This is a genomic window from Streptomyces sp. BL1 (assembly GCF_057628045.1).
Genome location: NZ_JBXYWZ010000002.1, coordinates 3,480,895 through 3,498,429, shown reverse-complemented (window position 1 = coordinate 3,498,429; position 17,535 = coordinate 3,480,895). Strand labels below are relative to the sequence as shown.

At 71.4% G+C, this 17,535-nt stretch carries 19 protein-coding genes and 3 tRNA genes; 19 read left to right on the top strand and 3 right to left on the bottom strand.

What is annotated here, in order from left to right:
• Positions 1-157 precede the first annotated feature (157 nt).
• The 12 genes from AC3AGO_RS15430 to AC3AGO_RS15375 all read left to right on the top strand — a co-directional run bounded on the left by AC3AGO_RS15430 (position 158) and on the right by AC3AGO_RS15375 (position 11,725).
• Positions 158-529, top strand: a complete 372-nt coding sequence (locus AC3AGO_RS15430) for an NADH-quinone oxidoreductase subunit A (protein WP_487820772.1) — start codon at positions 158-160, stop codon at positions 527-529.
• Positions 520-1,248, top strand: a complete 729-nt coding sequence (locus AC3AGO_RS15425) for an NADH-quinone oxidoreductase subunit B (protein WP_487820771.1) — start codon at positions 520-522, stop codon at positions 1,246-1,248. The genes AC3AGO_RS15430 and AC3AGO_RS15425 overlap by 10 nt, the downstream gene beginning before the upstream one ends.
• A complete protein-coding gene (locus tag AC3AGO_RS15420; protein WP_487820770.1) occupies positions 1,245-2,324 on the top strand; it encodes an NADH-quinone oxidoreductase subunit C in 1,080 nt (359 codons plus the stop codon). Before AC3AGO_RS15425 ends, AC3AGO_RS15420 begins: the two co-directional genes overlap by 4 nt.
• A complete protein-coding gene (locus AC3AGO_RS15415) occupies positions 2,321-3,283 on the top strand; it encodes a complex I subunit 1/NuoH family protein (RefSeq protein ID WP_487824668.1) in 963 nt (320 codons plus the stop codon). The genes AC3AGO_RS15420 and AC3AGO_RS15415 overlap by 4 nt, the downstream gene beginning before the upstream one ends.
• Positions 3,283-3,837, top strand: coding sequence for a NuoI/complex I 23 kDa subunit family protein (locus AC3AGO_RS15410; RefSeq protein ID WP_487820769.1), 555 nt, complete (start codon positions 3,283-3,285; stop codon positions 3,835-3,837). Before AC3AGO_RS15415 ends, AC3AGO_RS15410 begins: the two co-directional genes overlap by 1 nt.
• Positions 3,834-4,469, top strand: a complete 636-nt coding sequence (locus AC3AGO_RS15405; protein WP_487820768.1) for an NADH-quinone oxidoreductase subunit J family protein — start codon at positions 3,834-3,836, stop codon at positions 4,467-4,469. The genes AC3AGO_RS15410 and AC3AGO_RS15405 overlap by 4 nt, the downstream gene beginning before the upstream one ends.
• The gene (gene nuoK, locus AC3AGO_RS15400; protein WP_487820767.1) at positions 4,469-4,960 is read left to right on the top strand and encodes an NADH-quinone oxidoreductase subunit NuoK; all 492 of its coding nucleotides are present in this window, start codon (positions 4,469-4,471) and stop codon (positions 4,958-4,960) included. Before AC3AGO_RS15405 ends, nuoK begins: the two co-directional genes overlap by 1 nt.
• Positions 4,957-7,005, top strand: coding sequence for an NADH-quinone oxidoreductase subunit 5 family protein (locus AC3AGO_RS15395; protein ID WP_487820766.1), 2,049 nt, complete (start codon positions 4,957-4,959; stop codon positions 7,003-7,005). The genes nuoK and AC3AGO_RS15395 overlap by 4 nt, the downstream gene beginning before the upstream one ends.
• Before the next feature lie 26 nt (positions 7,006-7,031).
• Entirely contained in the window at positions 7,032-8,738 is a 1,707-nt protein-coding gene (locus AC3AGO_RS15390) for a complex I subunit 4 family protein (protein WP_487824667.1), read from the top strand.
• A complete protein-coding gene (locus AC3AGO_RS15385; RefSeq protein WP_487820765.1) occupies positions 8,735-10,270 on the top strand; it encodes an NADH-quinone oxidoreductase subunit N in 1,536 nt (511 codons plus the stop codon). The genes AC3AGO_RS15390 and AC3AGO_RS15385 overlap by 4 nt, the downstream gene beginning before the upstream one ends.
• A 193-nt stretch (positions 10,271-10,463) precedes the next feature.
• Positions 10,464-11,324: a zinc metalloprotease HtpX gene (gene htpX, locus AC3AGO_RS15380; protein WP_487820764.1), complete on the top strand. Its 861-nt coding sequence runs from the start codon at positions 10,464-10,466 to the stop codon at positions 11,322-11,324.
• Positions 11,321-11,725 carry a YccF domain-containing protein gene (locus AC3AGO_RS15375; protein WP_487820763.1) on the top strand — a complete coding sequence of 135 codons (405 nt, stop codon included), beginning with the start codon at positions 11,321-11,323 and terminating at the stop codon, positions 11,723-11,725. Before htpX ends, AC3AGO_RS15375 begins: the two co-directional genes overlap by 4 nt.
• A gap of 59 nt (positions 11,726-11,784) precedes the next feature.
• Here AC3AGO_RS15375 and AC3AGO_RS15370 read toward each other — a convergent pair whose 3' ends face one another.
• A complete protein-coding gene (locus tag AC3AGO_RS15370; protein WP_487820762.1) occupies positions 11,785-12,273 on the bottom strand; it encodes a YajQ family cyclic di-GMP-binding protein in 489 nt (162 codons plus the stop codon).
• 190 nt (positions 12,274-12,463) lie between these two features.
• On the opposite strand from AC3AGO_RS15370, the gene AC3AGO_RS15365 reads away from it, so the two are divergent.
• A tRNA-Tyr gene (locus AC3AGO_RS15365) sits at positions 12,464-12,545 on the top strand.
• Positions 12,546-12,629: 84 nt separating this feature from the next.
• On the opposite strand, the gene AC3AGO_RS15360 is transcribed toward AC3AGO_RS15365, so the two are convergent.
• On the bottom strand, positions 12,630-13,301 hold the full coding sequence (locus tag AC3AGO_RS15360) for an NAD(P)H-binding protein (protein ID WP_487820761.1): 672 nt from the start codon (positions 13,299-13,301) through the stop codon (positions 12,630-12,632).
• Positions 13,302-13,366: 65 nt separating this feature from the next.
• Positions 13,367-14,614, bottom strand: coding sequence for an amidohydrolase family protein (locus AC3AGO_RS15355; RefSeq protein ID WP_487820760.1), 1,248 nt, complete (start codon positions 14,612-14,614; stop codon positions 13,367-13,369).
• Positions 14,615-14,865: 251 nt separating this feature from the next.
• On the opposite strand from AC3AGO_RS15355, the gene AC3AGO_RS15350 reads away from it, so the two are divergent.
• The 6 genes from AC3AGO_RS15350 to AC3AGO_RS15325 all read left to right on the top strand — a co-directional run bounded on the left by AC3AGO_RS15350 (position 14,866) and on the right by AC3AGO_RS15325 (position 17,499).
• Positions 14,866-14,938: transfer RNA gene (locus tag AC3AGO_RS15350), tRNA-Thr, on the top strand.
• A gap of 46 nt (positions 14,939-14,984) precedes the next feature.
• Positions 14,985-15,057: transfer RNA gene (locus tag AC3AGO_RS15345), tRNA-Met, on the top strand.
• A 90-nt stretch (positions 15,058-15,147) separates the two neighbouring features.
• A complete protein-coding gene (gene rpmG / locus AC3AGO_RS15340; RefSeq protein WP_487820759.1) occupies positions 15,148-15,312 on the top strand; it encodes a 50S ribosomal protein L33 in 165 nt (54 codons plus the stop codon).
• A 126-nt stretch (positions 15,313-15,438) separates the two neighbouring features.
• Positions 15,439-15,903 carry an FAS1-like dehydratase domain-containing protein gene (locus AC3AGO_RS15335; RefSeq protein ID WP_487820758.1) on the top strand — a complete coding sequence of 155 codons (465 nt, stop codon included), beginning with the start codon at positions 15,439-15,441 and terminating at the stop codon, positions 15,901-15,903.
• Between the two features lie 5 nt (positions 15,904-15,908).
• Positions 15,909-16,343 (top strand): MaoC family dehydratase, encoded by a 435-nt coding sequence (locus AC3AGO_RS15330; RefSeq protein WP_487820757.1) that lies wholly within the window; start codon positions 15,909-15,911, stop codon positions 16,341-16,343.
• Positions 16,344-16,443: 100 nt separating this feature from the next.
• Positions 16,444-17,499 (top strand): UDP-N-acetylmuramate dehydrogenase, encoded by a 1,056-nt coding sequence (locus tag AC3AGO_RS15325; RefSeq protein ID WP_487820756.1) that lies wholly within the window; start codon positions 16,444-16,446, stop codon positions 17,497-17,499.
• Positions 17,500-17,535: the final 36 nt, after the last annotated feature.

Below are 17,535 nucleotides of genomic sequence, written 5' to 3'. Positions count from 1 at the left end.
TTTCCCCACCGGGGCCGCACCGGACGAACCGGGAACAAGCCGCGCCGCAGAGTGACGCACCGGTCCGGCGGGAGAGGCGAAGGGCCTAGACTCCCGTGCGTACAGATCGTCGAACGCGGACACCACCACAGCGAGCGAGTAAGGACGGGCGAGGGACGTGCCGGACTATTTCCACGGCTACTCGGTCGTCGGGCTGGTCGCGGTCGTCGGGGTGCTCTTCGTCGCCGCGGCCTTCGGATCCGGACGGCTGCTGCGGCCGGTGGTCCCCACGCGGGAGAAGCTGCTGACGTACGAGTGCGGCGTCGACCCGGTCGGCGACGACTGGGCGCACACGCAAGTGCGCTACTACGTCTATGCGTTCCTCTACGTGATCTTCGCAGTCGACTCGGTCTTCCTGTTCCCGTGGGCGACGGTCTTCGCCGCGCCGGGCTTCGGCGGCATCACGCTGGTGGAGATGTTCATCTTCCTCGGCTTCCTCACCGTCGGCCTGCTGTACGCATGGAAGAAGGGCGTCCTGGAATGGACGTAACGCAGACGCCGCACAGCACTTCCGGTGCGCCGGGCGCTTCGGGCGCCGGCGCCCCGGTGGACCTCCCCGACCCGGTGCCCCCGTCGGCCCGGGCCGGCGCCGCGCCCGCGGGCAAGCTCGGGGTGCTCTCGCGGCTGGCACCAGAACCGATGAAGGTCGTCCTCAACTGGGGCCGCCGCTACAGCCTCTGGGTGTTCAACTTCGGGCTCGCGTGCTGCGCCATCGAGTTCATCGCCGCCTCCATGGCCCGGCACGACTTCATCCGGCTCGGCGTGATCCCCTTCGCACCGGGGCCGCGGCAGGCCGACCTGATGGTGGTCTCCGGCACCGTGACGGACAAGATGGCGCCCGCGGTGAAGCGGCTGTACGAACAGATGCCGGAGCCGAAGTACGTCATCTCCTTCGGCGCGTGCTCCAACTGCGGCGGCCCGTACTGGGACTCGTACTCCGTGACGAAGGGCGTCGACCAGATCATCCCGGTCGACGTGTACGTACCGGGCTGCCCGCCGCGGCCCGAGGCGCTGCTCCAGGGCGTGCTGAAGCTCCAGGAGAAGATCTCCCGCGAGTCGACCGCCGACCGGTACGCGGCCCCGGCCGCCGAGGGACGCCCCTCCAACGCGGCACTCACCAGCGGCCTGGTCACCCCGCCGGCTCCGGCGGACGCGGCCGGTGCGGAGGGCACGGACGGAAACGAGGGCACGGAGGGGAACGGCCGGTGACCGAGCCGAACAAGCCCAACGACCCGACCACCCCCGTCCCCCCACCAGACGACACCACCGAGACGGAAGCGGCCCAGACGGAATCCGCGAAACCGGCGGCTGAGCAGGCGGAGTCCGCGCAGGCTGAAGCGGAACAAGCCGGGGCGGAAGCCCCGCCCGCGGCGCCCGTCGGCTGGCTTCCCGCGAGCGCCGAGGACCTCTTCGGCGAGGGCGCGACGGCCGAGGAGTCGTACGGGCTGCTCACCGTCGACGTGCCGCCCGGCAGCTGGCTGCCCGCGCTGGCGACCGCCCGCGACCAGCTGGGCTGCAGCTACTTCGACTGGCTGAGCGCCGTCGACGAACCGGGCACGGGCTTCCGCGTGTGCGCCCACGTCGTCGCGCTGCCCGCCGCCGCGGGTGACGGACTGCACCGGCTCGTGCTGCGCACGACCGTCCCGCACGAGACGCCGGAACTGCCGACCGCGACCGGCGTGTACGCGGGCGCGTCCTGGCACGAGCGCGAAACGCACGAGATGTTCGGCATCGCCTTCGCGGACCACCCGCACCTCGTACCGCTGCTGCTGCCCGACACCTTCGAAGGGCACCCGCTGCGCAAGGACTTCGTGCTGGCGGCACGCGTCGCCAAGGCCTGGCCCGGCGCCAAGGAGCCCGGCGAGTCCGGCCACGGCGGGCCCAAGCGGCGGCAGATGCTGCCCCCCGGCGTACCCGACCCGAACGAGTGGGGCCCGCTCAAGGGCCAGCTCCCGCCCGTACCGGCGCGCCCGGCACGCGGCCGCGCCCGTACGGAGGGGGCCGCCGGTGAACGCCCGGCCCGCCGCACCCGCAGCGCGAGCGCCGGCTCGGCGAGCCAGCAACGCGCGGCGGCCGCACCGTCGGAGGGCACACCCGCGGAGGGTGCGGCCACACCGGAGCCGCCCCGTTCCACGGACGCCCCCTGGCACAAGCCGGCCCCGTCCGACCAAGCCGAGCAACCGGCACAGCCCGAGCAACCCGCACCGCCGGAGCAACCCGCACAGCCCGAGCAACCGGAGCAGCCGGAACGCGCCCCGGAATCCGAGAGGAGGGACGACGCCTGATGGACGTCCTCGACGTCGTACTCCGCCTGCTCGCCGTCCTGGTCGCCTTCCTCGTGCTGCCGCTGCTCGTGGGCCAGTCCGAACACAAGGTCATGGCCCATATGCAGGGCCGCGTCGGCCCCATGTACGCGGGCGGCTTCCACGGCTGGGCCCAACTCGTCGCCGACGGTGTCAAGTTCGCGCAGAAGGAAGACATCGTCCCGGGCGGCGCCGACCGCCGCATCTTTCAGCTCGCGCCTGCCGTGGCGCTCATCCCGTACCTCCTCGTCCTCGTGGCCATCCCGGTCGCCCCGGACGGCGGCGTCATCCAGGACCTCGACACCGGCATCTTCTTCGTGCTGGCCGTCATGGGTGTCGGCGTGCTCGGCTCGCTCATGGGCGGCTGGGCGTCCGCCAACAAGTTCTCCCTCCTCGGCGGTCTGCGGACCGCCGCACAGCTGATGGCGTACGAGCTGCCGATGCTGCTCGCCGCGGCGTCCGTCGCCATGGCGGCGGGCACCCTGTCGCTGCCCGGCATCCTCGACGCCTGGCAGTGGTGGTGGCTGCCGTGGCAGGTCATCGGCGGCGTCGTCTTCTTCGTCGCCGGTCTTGCCGAACTGCAACGGCCGCCGTTCGACGCGCCGGTGGCCGATTCCGAGATCATCTTCGGCGCCTACACCGAATACACGGGACTGCGGTTCGCGCTGTTCCTCCTCGCCGAGTACGCGGGCATCGTCATCCTCTCCGCGCTCACCGCCGTACTCTTCCTCGGCGGCTGGCACGGTCCGTTCGCCGGTGAACTGGGCTGGGTGTGGACGCTGCTGAAGACGGCGGTCCTCGCCTTCGGCGTCATCTGGCTGCGCGTCACCTACCCGCGGCTGCGCGAGGACCAGATCCAGCGCATCGCGTGGACCACGCTCGTCCCCCTCGCCCTGTTCCAGATCGCGCTCACCGGCGTCGTCAAGGTGGTGATCCAGTAATGCCCATCCCCGGAACCGGCCTCGCCAAGGGCCTGGCCGTCACCCTGCGCACGATGACCCGGCGGTCCGTCACCGACCACTATCCCGACGCCCAGCCCGAACTGGCCCCGCGCACCCGCGGCGTCATCGCGCTGTTCGAGGAGAACTGCACGGTCTGCATGCTGTGCGCGCGCGAGTGCCCCGACTGGTGCATCTACATCGACTCCCACAAGGAGACGATGCCGGCGGCCGCGCCGGGCGGACGCGAGCGCAGCCGCAACGTGCTGGACCGCTTCGCCATCGACTTCTCGCTCTGCATGTACTGCGGTATCTGCATCGATGTCTGTCCTTTCGACGCGCTGTTCTGGTCACCGGAGTTCGAGTACGCGGAGACCGACATCCGCGACCTCACCCACGAGCGGGACAAGCTCCGCGACTGGATGTGGACGGTGCCCGAGCCGCCGGCCCTCGACCCGAACGCGGAGGAGCCCAAGGAACTCGGCGCCGCCCGCAAGACGGCCGACAAGCTCGCCGCCCAGCAGCAGGAGGCCGAACGGCAGGAGGACGAGCAGTGACCCTCGCCGCAGCCGCCCCTCAGGGCTTCCTCTCACCCACCGGGGTGGAGATCGTCTTCGTGCTCGTCGGCCTCGCCACTCTCGGCGCGGCCCTCGTCACCGTCACCACCAAACAGCTGGTGCACGCAGCGCTCTGGCTGGTGGCGGCGCTCGGCGGCATCGCCGTCGAATACCTCCTCCTCACCGCGGAGTTCATCGCCTGGGTCCAGGTGCTGATCTACGTGGGGTCCGTCGTCGTGCTCCTCCTCTTCGGGCTGATGCTCACCAGGGCGCCCATCGGCCGTTCCCCGGACGCCGATTCGGGCAACCGCTGGATCGCGCTGGCCGTCGCCGTGGCCGCCGCGGCGACGCTGGTCACGCTCGTCGTCGATGCCTTCAGGGCCACCTGGATCGACCTCGACTCGGCCGTGCTGGGCTCCACCCGCGTCACCGGCGTCGCCCTCTTCCGGCACTGGGTGCTGCCCTTCGAGGCGCTCTCCGTCCTCCTCCTCGCCGCACTCGTCGGCGCGATCGTGCTCTCCCGCAGGGGCACCCCCGAGGCCGAGGACACCCCCGAGACCCCGCCCTCCCGCAAGGCTGCGTCCTCCGCCAAGGACGCCTCCGAGCACAACTCCGAGGAGGGGGACGCCTGATGCACCTCGCCTATCCCGCGGTCCTCGCCGTCCTCCTCTTCTGCACCGGGATCTACGGAGTCCTCGCGCGCCGGAACGCCATCCTGGTGCTCATGTCGGTCGAGCTGATGCTCAACGCCGTCAATCTCAATCTCGTCGCCTTCGATGTCTGGCTCCGCGACACCCTGCACACGGGCCAGGCCCTCACTCTCTTCACCATCGCCATCGCCGCCGCCGAGATCGGCATCGGCCTCGCCATCGTGCTGCTCGTCTACCGCAACCGCGGCAGCTCCGATGTCGACGGCCTCCGGGACCTCCACGAGCCGGAGGGACCCGACGCGACCGGCGGTTCCGACGGAGCCCCCGGCGGCTCCGACAGTCCCGACGGCCCCGTGCCCGGGGACGGTTCGAGCGATACGGAGAGTGTGGCACCCGCCACTGACAGCGCCCCCGGAGGCGCTTCCGCCGCCGCCCCCGACCAGGTCACCCCCACCCGGAGGCAGACCGCGTGACCACCACGACCCTCGCCGCCCTCGTCCCGCTGCTGCCCTTCCTCGCCGCCGTCGCGGGTCTGCTCCTCGGCCGCCGTGTCCCCGGACTCGTACAGCCACTGGCCGTACTGCCCACGCTTCTCGCGACCGTCCTCGCCGTCCTCGTCGCGGCCCGCCAGGGCGGCGGCACGGCGCTGCGCGCCTCCACCGAGCTGACCCCCACGGGCAACGCGTCCCTCCCGGTCGAACTCGCCCTGCACCTGGACGGTTTCGCGGTGCTCGTCGCCGTCCTCGTCGGCGTCGTCGCGTCCTGTGTGCAGCTCTACTCCACCGGCTACCTCCGCGACGACCCGCGCTACTCGTCGTACGCGGCGCTCGTCTCGCTGTTCACGTCGGCGATGTTCCTCGTCGTCTACAGCGACGACCTCATCGTGCTGCTGGTCGGCTGGGAAATCATGGGCATCTGCTCGTACTTCCTCGTCGGGCACTACTGGGAGACGCAGGCCGCGCGGGCCGCCTCGATCAAGGCGTTCCTCGTCACCAAGTTCGGCGACGTGCCCTTCCTGATCGGCATCCTGGCGCTGGCCTCCGAGGCGCACAGCTTCCGCATCAGCGAGATCACCACCCGGCTCACCTCGACCATCTCCGGGTTCGAACTCGCGCACCCCACCGTCATCGCGCTGCTGCTGCTGGCCGGAGTCGCGGGCAAGTCCGCGCAGTTCCCGCTGAACATCTGGCTGCCCGACGCGATGGCGGGCCCCACCCCCGTCTCCGCGCTGATCCACGCCGCCACGATGGTCGCGGCCGGCATCTACTTCGTCGCACGGCTGCTGCCCGTCTTCGCCGCCTCCGCCGCGGCGCTCGTCGTGCTGGCCGTCATGGCCGCCGTCACGATGGTCGGCTCGGCGCTCGCGGCCCTCGCACAGGACGACATCAAACGCGTCCTCGCCTGGTCGACCATCGGCCAACTCGCCTACATGGCGGGAGCACTGGCCGTACTCGACCGCGGCGCGGCCGTCTTCCACCTGCTGTCGCACGGCGCGTTCAAGGCGCTGCTGTTCCTCGCCGCCGGCGTCGTCATCCACGCCGCCGGTACGAACTCCCTCGCCGCGATGGCCCGGATGGGCGGCATCGCCAAGCGCGCCCCCGACGCCTTCTGGACGATGACCGTCGCGCTGCTCGCGCTCGCCGCCGTCCCGCCGTTCGCCGGGTTCTTCTCCAAGGAGGCCGTGCTCGGCGCCGCCGAACACGCGGCGGTGGGCGAGGGACACGGCGTCCCCACCGCGGCCGGCTGGACCGTACTGGCCGCGGGCCTGCTCACCGCCGTACTCACCGCCGCCTACGCGGCCCGCCTCTGGCTGCTCGCCTTCCGCGGCAACACGTCGGCCGCCGTCGCCGAGAAGCCCGCCGAGGCAACAGACGAACACGCCCGCCAGCCCGTCGTCATGAACGCCGTGCTGTGGGTGCTCGCCGTCCCCTCCCTCGCGTTCGGCATCCTCTACGGCACGCTCCCGCAGTGGTTCGACGGCGGCTCCCTCGGGCCGACCCTCACCACCTCCGTGCTCGCCACGGCCCTCGCCCTCGCCGGCGGCATCGTCATGTACGCGGCCTGGCGGCACACGACCGCGCGCGCCGCGGCCCGCGCGCCCCTCGGCGCCGTCGCCGCGCACCCCGGCGCCGACCCGGCGGTCTCCGAGGCCGAGGCCATCGCCAGCCACGAACCGGCGTACGGCGACCGGGCGTCCGCGCCCGACCCCGCCGACCCGGGACGCCTCCTGCTCGGCCCGCTGTACCGGCACGCCGCGCACGGCTTCCACCTCGACGCCGCCTGCCAGGCGCTCGTCGTCCGCCCGACCCGGGGCGCCGCCCGGCTCGTCCGCTTCCTCGACCGCGAGGTCGTCGACACCTACGTGCGCGGGGCTGGGCTCGGCCCCCGCGTCCTCGGCACCCTCGTACGCCGCGCACAGACCGGCAATGTGCAGACCTACCTCGGCGCGCTGCTCGCCGGCTCCCTCGTCCTCGCCGTGGCCCTCGTCATCCTCGCCACCGGAAGCGGAGGAGCCTGACCGTGATCGCACTCCCCGGCACCGCGATGCAGCTGCTGCTCGTCGCCGTCGTCGCCGTTCCGCTGCTCGGTGCGCTCGCCGCCCTGCTGCCCGCCCCGCCCGGACTCGGAGGCCGCGGGCCCGACCAGGCCGTACTGCGGCACGGCGTCACTGTCACCGGTGTCGTCCTGCTCGCCTCGGTGCTGCTCGCCCTCGGCTTCGACCACGACAAACCGGCCGCCATGCAGGCCGAGTCGAACGTCGACTGGATCCCGGCACTCGGCATCCGGCTGCACTTCGGCATCGACGGGATCTCGCTGCCGCTGCTCGTCCTGACCGCGCTGCTGACGTTCCTGTGCGCGCTCTACAGCTACTTCCGCATGCCCGCGGGCCCGAGCCCCAAGGCGTTCGTCGCGCTCATCCTGGTCCTCGAATCGGGCACCCTCGCGACGTTCGCCGTGCTCGACCTGATGCTGTTCTTCCTGGCCTTCGAGATGGTCCTCATCCCGATGTACTTCCTCATCGCCCGCTGGGGCGGCGAGAACAGGGCGAAGGCAGCCTGGAAGTTCATCCTCTACACGCTGCTCGGCTCCGTCGTGATGCTGCTCGGGCTGCTGCTCATCGGTCTGAAGGGCGGCACGTTCGACATGGTGGCCCTGGCCACCGACGGACACTCCGGCCTGACCCGCACGACCCAGCTGATCGCCGTTCTCGCCGTCGGCATCGGACTGGCCGTCAAGGCGCCCATGTGGCCGCTGCACAGCTGGCTGCCCGACGCGCACACCGCGGCGCCCACCGTGGGCTCCGTCCTGCTCGCCGGCGTGCTGCTGAAGATGGGCACCTACGGGTTCGTACGGATCCTGCTCCCCGTAACACCGGACGGCATGCGGACGTTCGCCCCCTATGTGGCCGCCTTCGCCGTCGTCGGCATCATCTACGGATCGCTCGCGTGTCTCGCCCTCGCGCGCCGGGGCGCGCGCGGCGACCTCAAGCGGCTCATCGCGTACTCGTCCGTCGGGCACATGGGTTTCGTGCTGCTGGGCATCGCCTCCATGACGCACACCGGCGTCAACGGCGCACTGTTCGCCAACATCGCGCACGGCCTCATCACCGGCCTGCTCTTCTTCCTCGTCGGCGCCCTCAAGGACCGCACCGGCACGACGGATCTCGACGCACTGTCCGGCAGCGCGGGAACGGGCGCCGCACTGTACGGACGCACCCCGCGGTTCGGCGGACTGCTGGCCTTCGCCGCCGTGGCGTCCCTCGGACTGCCCGGACTCGCGGGATTCTGGGGCGAGATGCTCGCGCTGCTCGGCGCGTTCCACCCGGCGGACGGACTCAGCCGGCCCGCCTTCCTCACCTTCATGGTCCTCGGCGCCCTCGGCACCCTGCTGACCGCCGCGTACATGCTGGTGGTCGTGCGACGTGTCTGCATGGGCGACCCGCAGACCGCCCCGCACGGCGACGCACAGCCCGTCCGCGAGGAACTGACCTCCACAGCGCCGGAGAAGACGGCGACCGCGGACAGGACAGCGGCCGCGGACAAGACAGCCGCCCCGGAGGCCGCCGCACCCGACGCGACCGGCGTGCAGGAGGAGACGGCCGTGGCCGCCCTCCCCGACGTCCGTCCGTACGAACTGGCCGCCTGGACGCCGCTCGTCGCCCTCACCGTCCTCGCCGGACTGTGGCCCGCGCTCCTCCTCGGGCTCACCGATCCGGCCGTGCAGCACCTCCTGCCAGGAGTGTCCCGATGACCGCCGCCACCACCGAACTCGCAGCGAACGCCGTCCAGTCCGTCGACTGGCTCGCGATCGCGCCGCCCACCGTCACCGCCGTGGCGGCGCTCGTCCTGCTGGTCGCCGACCTCTTCCTGGAAGGCTCGCGCAAGCGGCTGCTCGGACCCGCGGCGGCGGTCTTCCTGGCCGTCGCCGTACTGACGCTGATCCCGGTCAGCACGCACAAGGGCGAGACCTTCTGTCTCACCCAGGGGTCGCACGCCTGCAGCTACTACGCCGACTCCTTCACGCTCGTCATCCAGTTCCTCGTCCTCGCCGCCGGGTTCGTCACCGCACTGCTGTCGATGCCCGCGGTGCGCGAACAGGGGCTGCCGCCGGGCGAGTTCTGGTTCCTGCTGCTGTCCGCCACCGCGGGCGCCGCACTGATCCCCGCCTCGCGCGACCTGGTCACCCTCGTCGTCGCCCTCGAAGTGGCCTCCCTGCCGGCCTTCGCACTGGTCGGACTGCGCCGCGGCGACCGCCGTTCGTCCGAGGCGGCACTGAAGTTCTTCCTGTCGTCGGTGACCGCCACCGCCGTCACCCTGCTCGGTGCGAGCTTCGTGTACGCGGCCACCGGCACGCTCCACCTGTACGAGGTCGACAAGGCCCTCGGACACACCGACCCGCAACTGCGCACCCTCGCCACGACGGGCATCGTGCTCACACTCGTCGGCTTCGCCTTCAAGGCCGCCGTGGTCCCGTTCCACTTCTGGGTGCCCGAGACGTACGTCGGCGCCCCCGTGCCCGTCGCCGCGTTCCTCTCAGTCGTCGGCAAAACTGCCGGACTCTCCGGCCTCGTCCTGCTCACGGTGCGCGGCTTCAGCTCCCTCGCGGACGTCTGGGGCCCGGCCCTCGCGGTGCTCGCCGCGCTCACGATGACTCTCGGCAACGCGGCCGCGCTCCGCCAGCGCCCCGGCCGGTCTCGCGGCGCCGTACGCCTGCTGGCCTGGTCCTCCGTCGGACAGGCGGGCTATCTGCTGGTGCCCCTCGCCGCCGCCGCGCAGGACGCGGGCCCGGAGACCGACCTCGCCCTCGCCTCCGTCGGCGCCACCGTCGCCTACCTGCTGATGTACGCGGCCGTGAACCTCGGCGCCTTCGCCGTCGTCGCCCACGTGGCCCGTACGCGCAGCGCCAACCGGCTCGACGACTACCGCGGCCTGTACGCGTCCCACCCGCTGGCCGCGCTCGCGCTGGCCTTCTTCCTGCTCTGCCTGGCCGGCCTGCCGCCGGGCCTCATCGGCCTGTTCGCCAAGGTCGCCGTGTTCTCCACGGCCGTCGGCAACGGACTCGGCTGGCTCGCGGTCGTCATGGCCGTCAACGTCGTCATGGCGCTCTACTACTACCTCCAGTGGACAGCGCTGCTGTTCCGCCCGGCCCCGGCGCACGCGCCCGCGCGCACCCGTTTCTCCGCGCCGCTCGCGACGGCCGTCGCCCTCACGGCAGTTGCCGCGGTCGTCCTCTCCCTCTGGCCCGAACTGGTCCTCACGTACGCGGGCGGCGGCCTCCAGTGACACCTCCCGCCGCCCGCCCCCTCTGACCTGACCCGGGCTGCGCCTGCGTGACCTGGGCTGCGTGACCTGGGCTGCGCTGACCTGGGAACTGGAGCACTCCGCCTCGCGTTGACCACTACGTGAGGGTCCACTGGAGAGGTGGGACGACCACCTGGCTCAGGGTTCCCCTGCCGCACCACCTGGAGGGCGTACCGTGCACCGGCACAACGGGCTGAGGACGGCTTTGCTCCTCGGGGGCTTGTCCGCTCTCATCATCGTCATCGGAAGTTTCTTCGGCCGTGCGGGCCTTGTCCTCGCCCTGCTCATCGCACTCGGCGTGAACGCCTACGCGTACTGGAACAGCGACAAGATCGCCCTGCGCGCCATGCGGGCCCGGCCCGTCAGCGAGTTCGAGGCCCCGCAGCTGTACCGCATCGTCAGAGAGCTGTCGACGGCCGCGCGGCAGCCGATGCCCCGGCTCTACATCTCACCGACCCAGGCGCCCAACGCGTTCGCCACCGGCCGCAACCCGCGCAACAGCGCGGTGTGCTGCACCGAGGGCATCCTTCGCCTGCTCGACGAGCGCGAGCTGCGCGGCGTCCTCGGCCACGAGCTGAGCCACGTCTACAACCGCGACATCCTCATCTCGTCCGTGGCGGGCGCGCTCGCCTCCGTCGTGATGTTCCTGGTCAACTTCGCCTGGCTGATCCCCTTCGGCCGCTCGGACGACGACGAGGGGCCCGGCCTGTTCGGCATGCTGCTGATCATGATCCTGGGGCCGCTCGCGGCCTCGCTCATCCAGCTCGCCGTCTCCCGCTCCCGGGAGTACGAGGCGGACGCGTCCGGCGCCCAGCTGACCGGTGACCCGCTGGCGCTGGCGTCCGCGCTGCGCAAGCTGGAGTCCGGTACCCAGCAGGCGCCGCTGCCGCCGGAGCCCCGGCTGGAGACCGCCAGCCACATGATGATCGCCAACCCGTTCCGCCGCGGCGAGGGTGTCAGCAAGCTCTTCTCCACCCACCCGCCCATGGGCGAGCGCGTGGCCCGGCTGGAGAAGATGGCAGGGTGGCGCTCATGAAAACGCTGCTGAACCTGATCTGGTTCGTGTTCTCCGGCCTCTGGATAGCGCTCGGTTACGTGCTCGCCGGCGTCATCTGCTGCGTCCTCATCGTGACGATCCCGTTCGGCATCGCCGCGTTCCGGATCGCCGGCTATGTGCTGTGGCCGTTCGGCAGGATGACGGTCGAGCGGCGCGGCGCCGGTGTCGCCTCCGGCATCGGCAACATCATCTGGCTCGTGTTCGCGGGCATCTGGCTCGCCATCGGGCACATCACCGCCGGCATCGCCTTTTGCGTGACGATCATCGGCATCCCGTTCGGGATCGCCCACTTCAAGATGATCCCCATCTCCCTGATGCCGCTGGGCCGGGACGTCGTCCCCACCCGGTCGCCGACGGCCTACCCGCACTACCGCTGGTAGCCGGCCGTGCCGGCGCGCCGCGCCGGCACGGACCGCACGCCGGCCCACGGAACCGCTGGTCAGCGGTAGTTGACGAACTGCAGCGGGAAGTCGAAGTCCTTGCCCTTGAGCAGCGAGATGACGTCCTGCAGGTGGTCCCGGCTCTTCGAGGTCACCCGGAGCTCATCGCCCTGAACCTGGGCCTTGACGCCCTTGGGGCCCTCGTCCCTGATCGTCTTCGCGACCTTCTTCGCCTCGTCCTGGGAGATACCTTCCTTCAGGGACGCGAAGATCTTGTACTCCTTGCCGGAGGGCTGCGGCTCGCCCGCGTCCAGCGCCTTCAGCGAGATCCCGCGCTTGATCAGCTTGCCCTGGAAGATGTCGAGTACGGCCTTCACGCGCTCCTCGGAGTTGGCGCGCATCTCGATCTTCTCGCCCGACCAGTCGACCGTGGCGCCGATGCCCTTGAAGTCATAGCGCTGCGAAATCTCCTTGGCCGCCTGGTTGAGGGCGTTGTCGACCTCCTGCCGATCGACCTTCGAGACGATGTCGAAACTGGAGTCGGCCATGGTGAGTTGGCTCCTCGTATGTAGATCGGTCGGGGAATGCGGGCCTTGCGGACCGCCCCGCCAGCCTAGCCATCCCCCTGGTGCTCCACGGCTGATCAACCGGGTGGCGAACCACCCCCCGTCATCGGGTATGGTTTACACCGTTGCCACGGAGCACCGCCCACAGCGGCGCCCCACGGCGGCATTCCCAGGCGGTGTGCCCGAGCGGCCAAAGGGAGCAGACTGTAAATCTGCCGGCTCAGCCTTCCTAGGTTCGAATCCTAGCGCCGCCACAGCTGGGAAAAGGCCCCCGACTTCCGAGTCGGGGGCCTTCTCTGTGTGCCGGGTGTGCCGTTCCTTTTGCCGCGGGCGGCGGCTCAGCCGCCCGTCACCTCGGCGACGGCCTTCTGGATCGGGGTGTCCCCGCCGATCAGCTCCAGCGTGCGGCCCGCCGTGCCCGGCGTGTCCAGCAGCCCGACGAGCACCGCGGCGACATCGTCGCGCGTCACCTCGTCCCGCCCGGTCTTCTCCGCGAGCCGCACCAGGCCCGTGCCCGTGTCGTTCGTCAGCAGGCCCGGCCGCAGGACCGTCCAGTCGAGGTCGTCCCGTGCCCGTACGGCGTCGTCCGCCGCGCCCTTCGCGCGCTGGTACGTCGCGAAGACCGGGTCCATGCCCTCCGGCGTCCCCTGCAGCGAGGCGTCGGCGCCCATCGACGAGACGATGATGTACCGCCGTACGCCTGCCTGTTGGGCAGCGTCGGCGAAGAGCAGCGCCGCGTCCCGGTCGACGGTCTCCTTCCGTTCCGCGCCGCTGCCGGGTCCCGCGCCCGCGGCGAAGACCGCGGCGTCCGCGCCCTCCAGGTGCTTTGTGACCTCTTCCACAGAGGCCGATTCCAGGTCGCATACGACGGGCTCGGCGCCTGCCGCGAGCAGGTCGCTCGCCTGCTCGGGCCGCCGGATGACGCCCGCCACCTCGTCCCCGCGTCCGGCGAGCAACCGCTCCAGCCGCAACGCGATCTGACCGTGTCCACCAGCGATAACTGTGCGCATGTCACCGACCGTACGCCTCCCGGTACGCAGCCTGGGTGATCGGCGCCGGAACGGGTGCCGAACGGTCAGCCCTGCGCCTGCCGGGGCAGATCGAGCTCACCCGTGGGGGCGATGTCGCAGTACTCCCGCACTGCGCTGGTCCGTGCCACGACACGCCCCCGGTGCACGACCACCCGGCTGTACGCGAGCGACAGCACGCCCGCCAGATCCTGCCCGCGCACCGCCAGCAGTTCGGCCGGAAAACCGGCCTCCACACGGACCTTCGGCAGGCCCATGGCCCGCCGGGCGCCGGCGGCGACCGTGTCGTACGCGCCCTCAGGACGGGCCTCTCCGTGCGACGCCAGCAGGTAGGCGGCCTCCAACGGGTCGCCCCTGCCCACCTCGTTGGCCGCGTCCCGCAGCGCCCCGCTGCCCGCGGCCACCGGTACGCCGGCGGCGGCGAGCAGCCGTACGGGCGGCAGGGCGGCGGGGCCGGACGGGGAACGGCGGCCCACCGCCCCGCAGTTGCCCTGCGGCAGGCAGATGACGGTGACTCCCGCCGCGGCAAGCTGGCCGGCCGCGCGCGCCGCCGCCTCCTGCGGCAGCCGGGCCAGCCCCGCGCACGGTCCGATGGCGACGTCCGGCCTGAGCCCGCCCGCGGCGGCTGCCAGCCGGGCCAGCCGGGCCGGGTCGTCGCCCTCGGTGTGCAGATCGACCGCGCAGCCGTGTTCGGCGGCGACCTCCAGCACGGCGTCGACGTAGCCGCCCGGGTCCGGGTCCAGGTCGGGGCAGCCGCCGATCACCGTCGCGCCCATCTTCACCGCGTCCCGCAGCACCGCGAGCCCTTCGGCGCCCGCGGCCCCGGTCAGCAGCCGCGGTACGGCGACGGTCTGCAGCTCGGTCAGTCCGCGCAGCGCGTGCCGGGCCTGCAGTACGGCTTCCAGGGAGCGCAGTCCGGCCACGTCGCCGACGTGCACGTGGGTGCGCAAGGCCGTGGCGCCGTGGCCGAGTTGGAGCAGCGCGGCCTCCGTCGTACGCCGCTGGAGTTCCTCGGGGGTGCAGGCCGGCGGCCCGTCGGGTCCCGGGAGTCCGGCGGTGAGCGCCGTGTCGTAGTGCGCGTGCGGTTCGGCGGGGGCCGGCAGCAGCAGATAGCCGGACAGGTCGACCCGGGCGCCCTGGGACGGCAGTTGTCCCGGCGCGAGGCTGCCCGCCGTGCCCACGGCCTCGATCCGGCCGCGGCAGATCCGTACGTCGACGGTGCGTCCGTCGGCGAGCCGCGCGCCGCCGAGCAGCAGCGGGGGAGTGGCGGTCGGCTCCTGCTGACTCTCGGCCATCGGACTCCCCACGGCTTGCTGGACGGTTCTGGTGGCCGGTGATCCGGTCGGTGACGCTGCCCTGTGATCGCGTCAAGATCACGCGACGCGGAACGAGCCTAGGACGGGCTCGGGGCACCGGCAGGGAGGAGCCGAATAGTCGTACTGGTGTGGTGTGCGGGGCAGTTGAGAGGCCGTGCGGCAGTGGTGGCGGGGGTGCCCCCATACCGATTTCACCTTCGGCGGCCAAGCGTGTAATGTCTTCATCGCTCGCCCCAATAGCTCAGTCGGCAGAGCGTCTCCATGGTAAGGAGAAGGTCAGCGGTTCGATTCCGCTTTGGGGCTCTGATGTGAGAGGTCATCCGTCGAAAGGCGGGGGCCGCCGCATCGCGGCGGTGTAGCTCAGTCGGTAGAGCAAGCGGCTCATAATCGCTGTGTCACCGGTTCAAGTCCGGTCACCGCTACTTCACCGACAGTAGCCGGTTGTAGGCTCGGTCCTCCGATCGGCTACTCTTTCTGTGTTCAATCCGTCCGTCCGTCAAGGAGCACTTCTCGTGGCTACCACAGACGTCCGCCCGAAGATCACGCTGGCCTGCGTGGAGTGCAAGGAGCGGAACTACATCACCAAGAAGAACCGGCGCAATCACCCGGATCGCATGGAGATGAAGAAGCACTGCCCGCGCTGCAACGCGCACACCGCGCACCGCGAGACGCGCTGATCAAAGCACTGTGACGAGGCCATCCCCGAATTCGGGGATGGCCTCGACGCGTTGGCGGCCGCCTGTTCACGGGGGCCGCCGACGCCGTTCCGCATTCCGCACTCAGCCGCAGGAGGTGCCGCGCCCATGGCGCTCGACCAGTCCTTCGTCGGGCGGAGTTATCCGCCCACCCGCCCGTACGAGGTGGGCCGCGAAAAGATCCGCGAATTCGCGGAGGCCGTCGGCGACGGCAATCCGGCCTACACCGATCCGGAAGCCGCGAAGGCGCTGGGCCATTCCGATGTGATCGCCCCGCCGACCTTTGTGTTCTCGATCACCTTCCGGGCGGCCCAGCAGGTCATCGAAGACCCGCAGTTGGGTCTGGACTACAGCCGGGTGGTGCACGGCGACCAGAAGTTCGCGTACGCGCGCCCGGTGCGCGCCGGCGACCGGCTGACCGTCACCTCGCGCATCGAGGGGGTCAAATCGCTGGCAGGCAACGACATCCTGGACGTCCGCGGCGAGGTGCACGACGAGGCGGGAGAGCTCGTGGTGACCGCCTGGACCAAGCTCGTGTCGCGCGCGGCCGAGCCTGCGGCAGAGGGGGCGTGAATCCGATGACGGCGAAGATCGCGTACGCGGATGTGGAGAAGGGCACCGAACTGCCCGCGCAGTCCTTCCCCGTGGACCGGGCGACGCTCGTGCGGTACGCGGGCGCGTCGGGCGACTTCAACCCGATCCACTGGAACGAGCGGTTCGCCAAGGAGGTCGGTCTCGACGACGTGATCGCGCACGGCATGTTCACCATGGCCGAGGCGATCCGCGTGGTGACCGACTGGACCGGCGACCCGGGGGCCGTCGTCGAGTACGGCGTGCGGTTCACCAAGCCGGTCGTCGTCCCGGACGACGACAAGGGCGCGGTCGTCGAGGTCACCGGCAAGGTGGCCGAGAAGCTCGACGACGACGCGCGCACCGTACGGGTCGATCTGACGGCGATCAGCAACGGACAGAAGGTGCTGGGCATGTCCCGCGCCGTCGTCCGTCTCGCCTGACACACGGACTCGCCCGACGGGTATGGGCGCGCGGGCGCGGAGGGGCGGCGACAGGTCGCCCGCCGGAACGCCCCGCGCGCCCTCTCGTACTCTTGAGCGCGTGCAGGAACTTCACGACGCCCCTCTCGCCCCGCTGACCACCTTCCGGCTCGGCGGCCCGGCCACCCGGCTGATCACCGCCACCACCGACGACGAGGTGATCGCGGCGGTCCGCGAGGCCGACGCGGCCGGTACGCCGCTGCTGCTCGTCGGCGGTGGCAGCAACCTCGTCATCGCGGACGAGGGCTTCGACGGCACCGCTGTGCGGATCGCCACATCCGGCGTCGGTCTGACGGGCAGCCGGCTCGAACTCGCCGCCGGCGAGAACTGGTCGGACGCCGTCGCCCGGACCGTCGAGGCCGGTCTGGCCGGTGTCGAGTGCCTGGCGGGCATCCCCGGTTCGGCGGGCGCGACGCCCATCCAGAACGTCGGCGCGTACGGGCAGGAGGTCTCCTCCACCATCACGGAGGTCGTGGCCTACGACCGCCGTGCCGGCGAGACGGTCACCATCCCGAACGCCGACTGCGGCTTCTCGTACCGGCACAGCCGCTTCAAGGCCGAGCCCGAGCGCTACGTCGTGCTGCGCGTCCGCTTCCGGTTGGAGGACGCCGGCGGCATGTCGGCCCCTCTCAAGTACGCGGAGACGGCGCGCGTTCTGGGCGTCGAGCCCGGCGACCGGGTGCCCGCCGCCACCGCCCGCGAGACGGTGCTGAAGCTGCGCGCCGGCAAGGGCATGGTGCTCGACCCGGAGGACCACGACACCTGGTCGGCAGGCTCCTTCTTCACCAACCCGATCCTGGCCGACGCCGAGTTCGAGGCGTTCACGGCGCGCGTCGCCGAGCGGCTCGGCGACGATGTGGCCGCGCCCGCCTTCCCGGCGGGTGAGGGGCTGACCAAGACCTCCGCCGCGTGGCTCATCGACAGGGCGGGCTTCACCAAGGGGCACGGCGACGGGCCCGCACGGATCTCCACCAAGCACACGCTCGCCCTGACCAACCGCGGCGGGGCCAGTACGGAGGACCTGCTCGCGCTGGCACGCGAAGTGCGCGACGGCGTGTACGAGGCGTTCGGCGTGACGCTCGTCAACGAGCCGGTGACGGTCGGCGTCAGCCTTTGACCCGGCCCGTTCCGAGGCCGGCGGCAAACGGCTGAC

Excerpts from the sequence above, each read along its gene's own strand:
- AC3AGO_RS15335 (WP_487820758.1), top strand. The coding sequence starts at position 15,439 with ATGGCGCTCGACCAGTCCTTCGTCGGGCGGAGTTATCCGCCCACCCGC.
- AC3AGO_RS15360 (WP_487820761.1), bottom strand. The coding sequence starts at position 13,301 with ATGCGCACAGTTATCGCTGGTGGACACGGTCAGATCGCGTTGCGGCTG.
- AC3AGO_RS15330 (WP_487820757.1), top strand. The coding sequence starts at position 15,909 with ATGACGGCGAAGATCGCGTACGCGGATGTGGAGAAGGGCACCGAACTG.
- AC3AGO_RS15375 (WP_487820763.1), top strand. The coding sequence starts at position 11,321 with ATGAAAACGCTGCTGAACCTGATCTGGTTCGTGTTCTCCGGCCTCTGG.
- AC3AGO_RS15410 (WP_487820769.1), top strand. The coding sequence starts at position 3,283 with ATGCCCATCCCCGGAACCGGCCTCGCCAAGGGCCTGGCCGTCACCCTG.
- AC3AGO_RS15370 (WP_487820762.1), bottom strand. The coding sequence starts at position 12,273 with ATGGCCGACTCCAGTTTCGACATCGTCTCGAAGGTCGATCGGCAGGAG.
- AC3AGO_RS15425 (WP_487820771.1), top strand. The coding sequence starts at position 520 with ATGGACGTAACGCAGACGCCGCACAGCACTTCCGGTGCGCCGGGCGCT.
- AC3AGO_RS15385 (WP_487820765.1), top strand. The coding sequence starts at position 8,735 with ATGACCGCCGCCACCACCGAACTCGCAGCGAACGCCGTCCAGTCCGTC.
- AC3AGO_RS15390 (WP_487824667.1), top strand. The coding sequence starts at position 7,032 with ATGCAGCTGCTGCTCGTCGCCGTCGTCGCCGTTCCGCTGCTCGGTGCG.
- nuoK (WP_487820767.1), top strand. The coding sequence starts at position 4,469 with ATGCACCTCGCCTATCCCGCGGTCCTCGCCGTCCTCCTCTTCTGCACC.
- AC3AGO_RS15355 (WP_487820760.1), bottom strand. The coding sequence starts at position 14,614 with ATGGCCGAGAGTCAGCAGGAGCCGACCGCCACTCCCCCGCTGCTGCTC.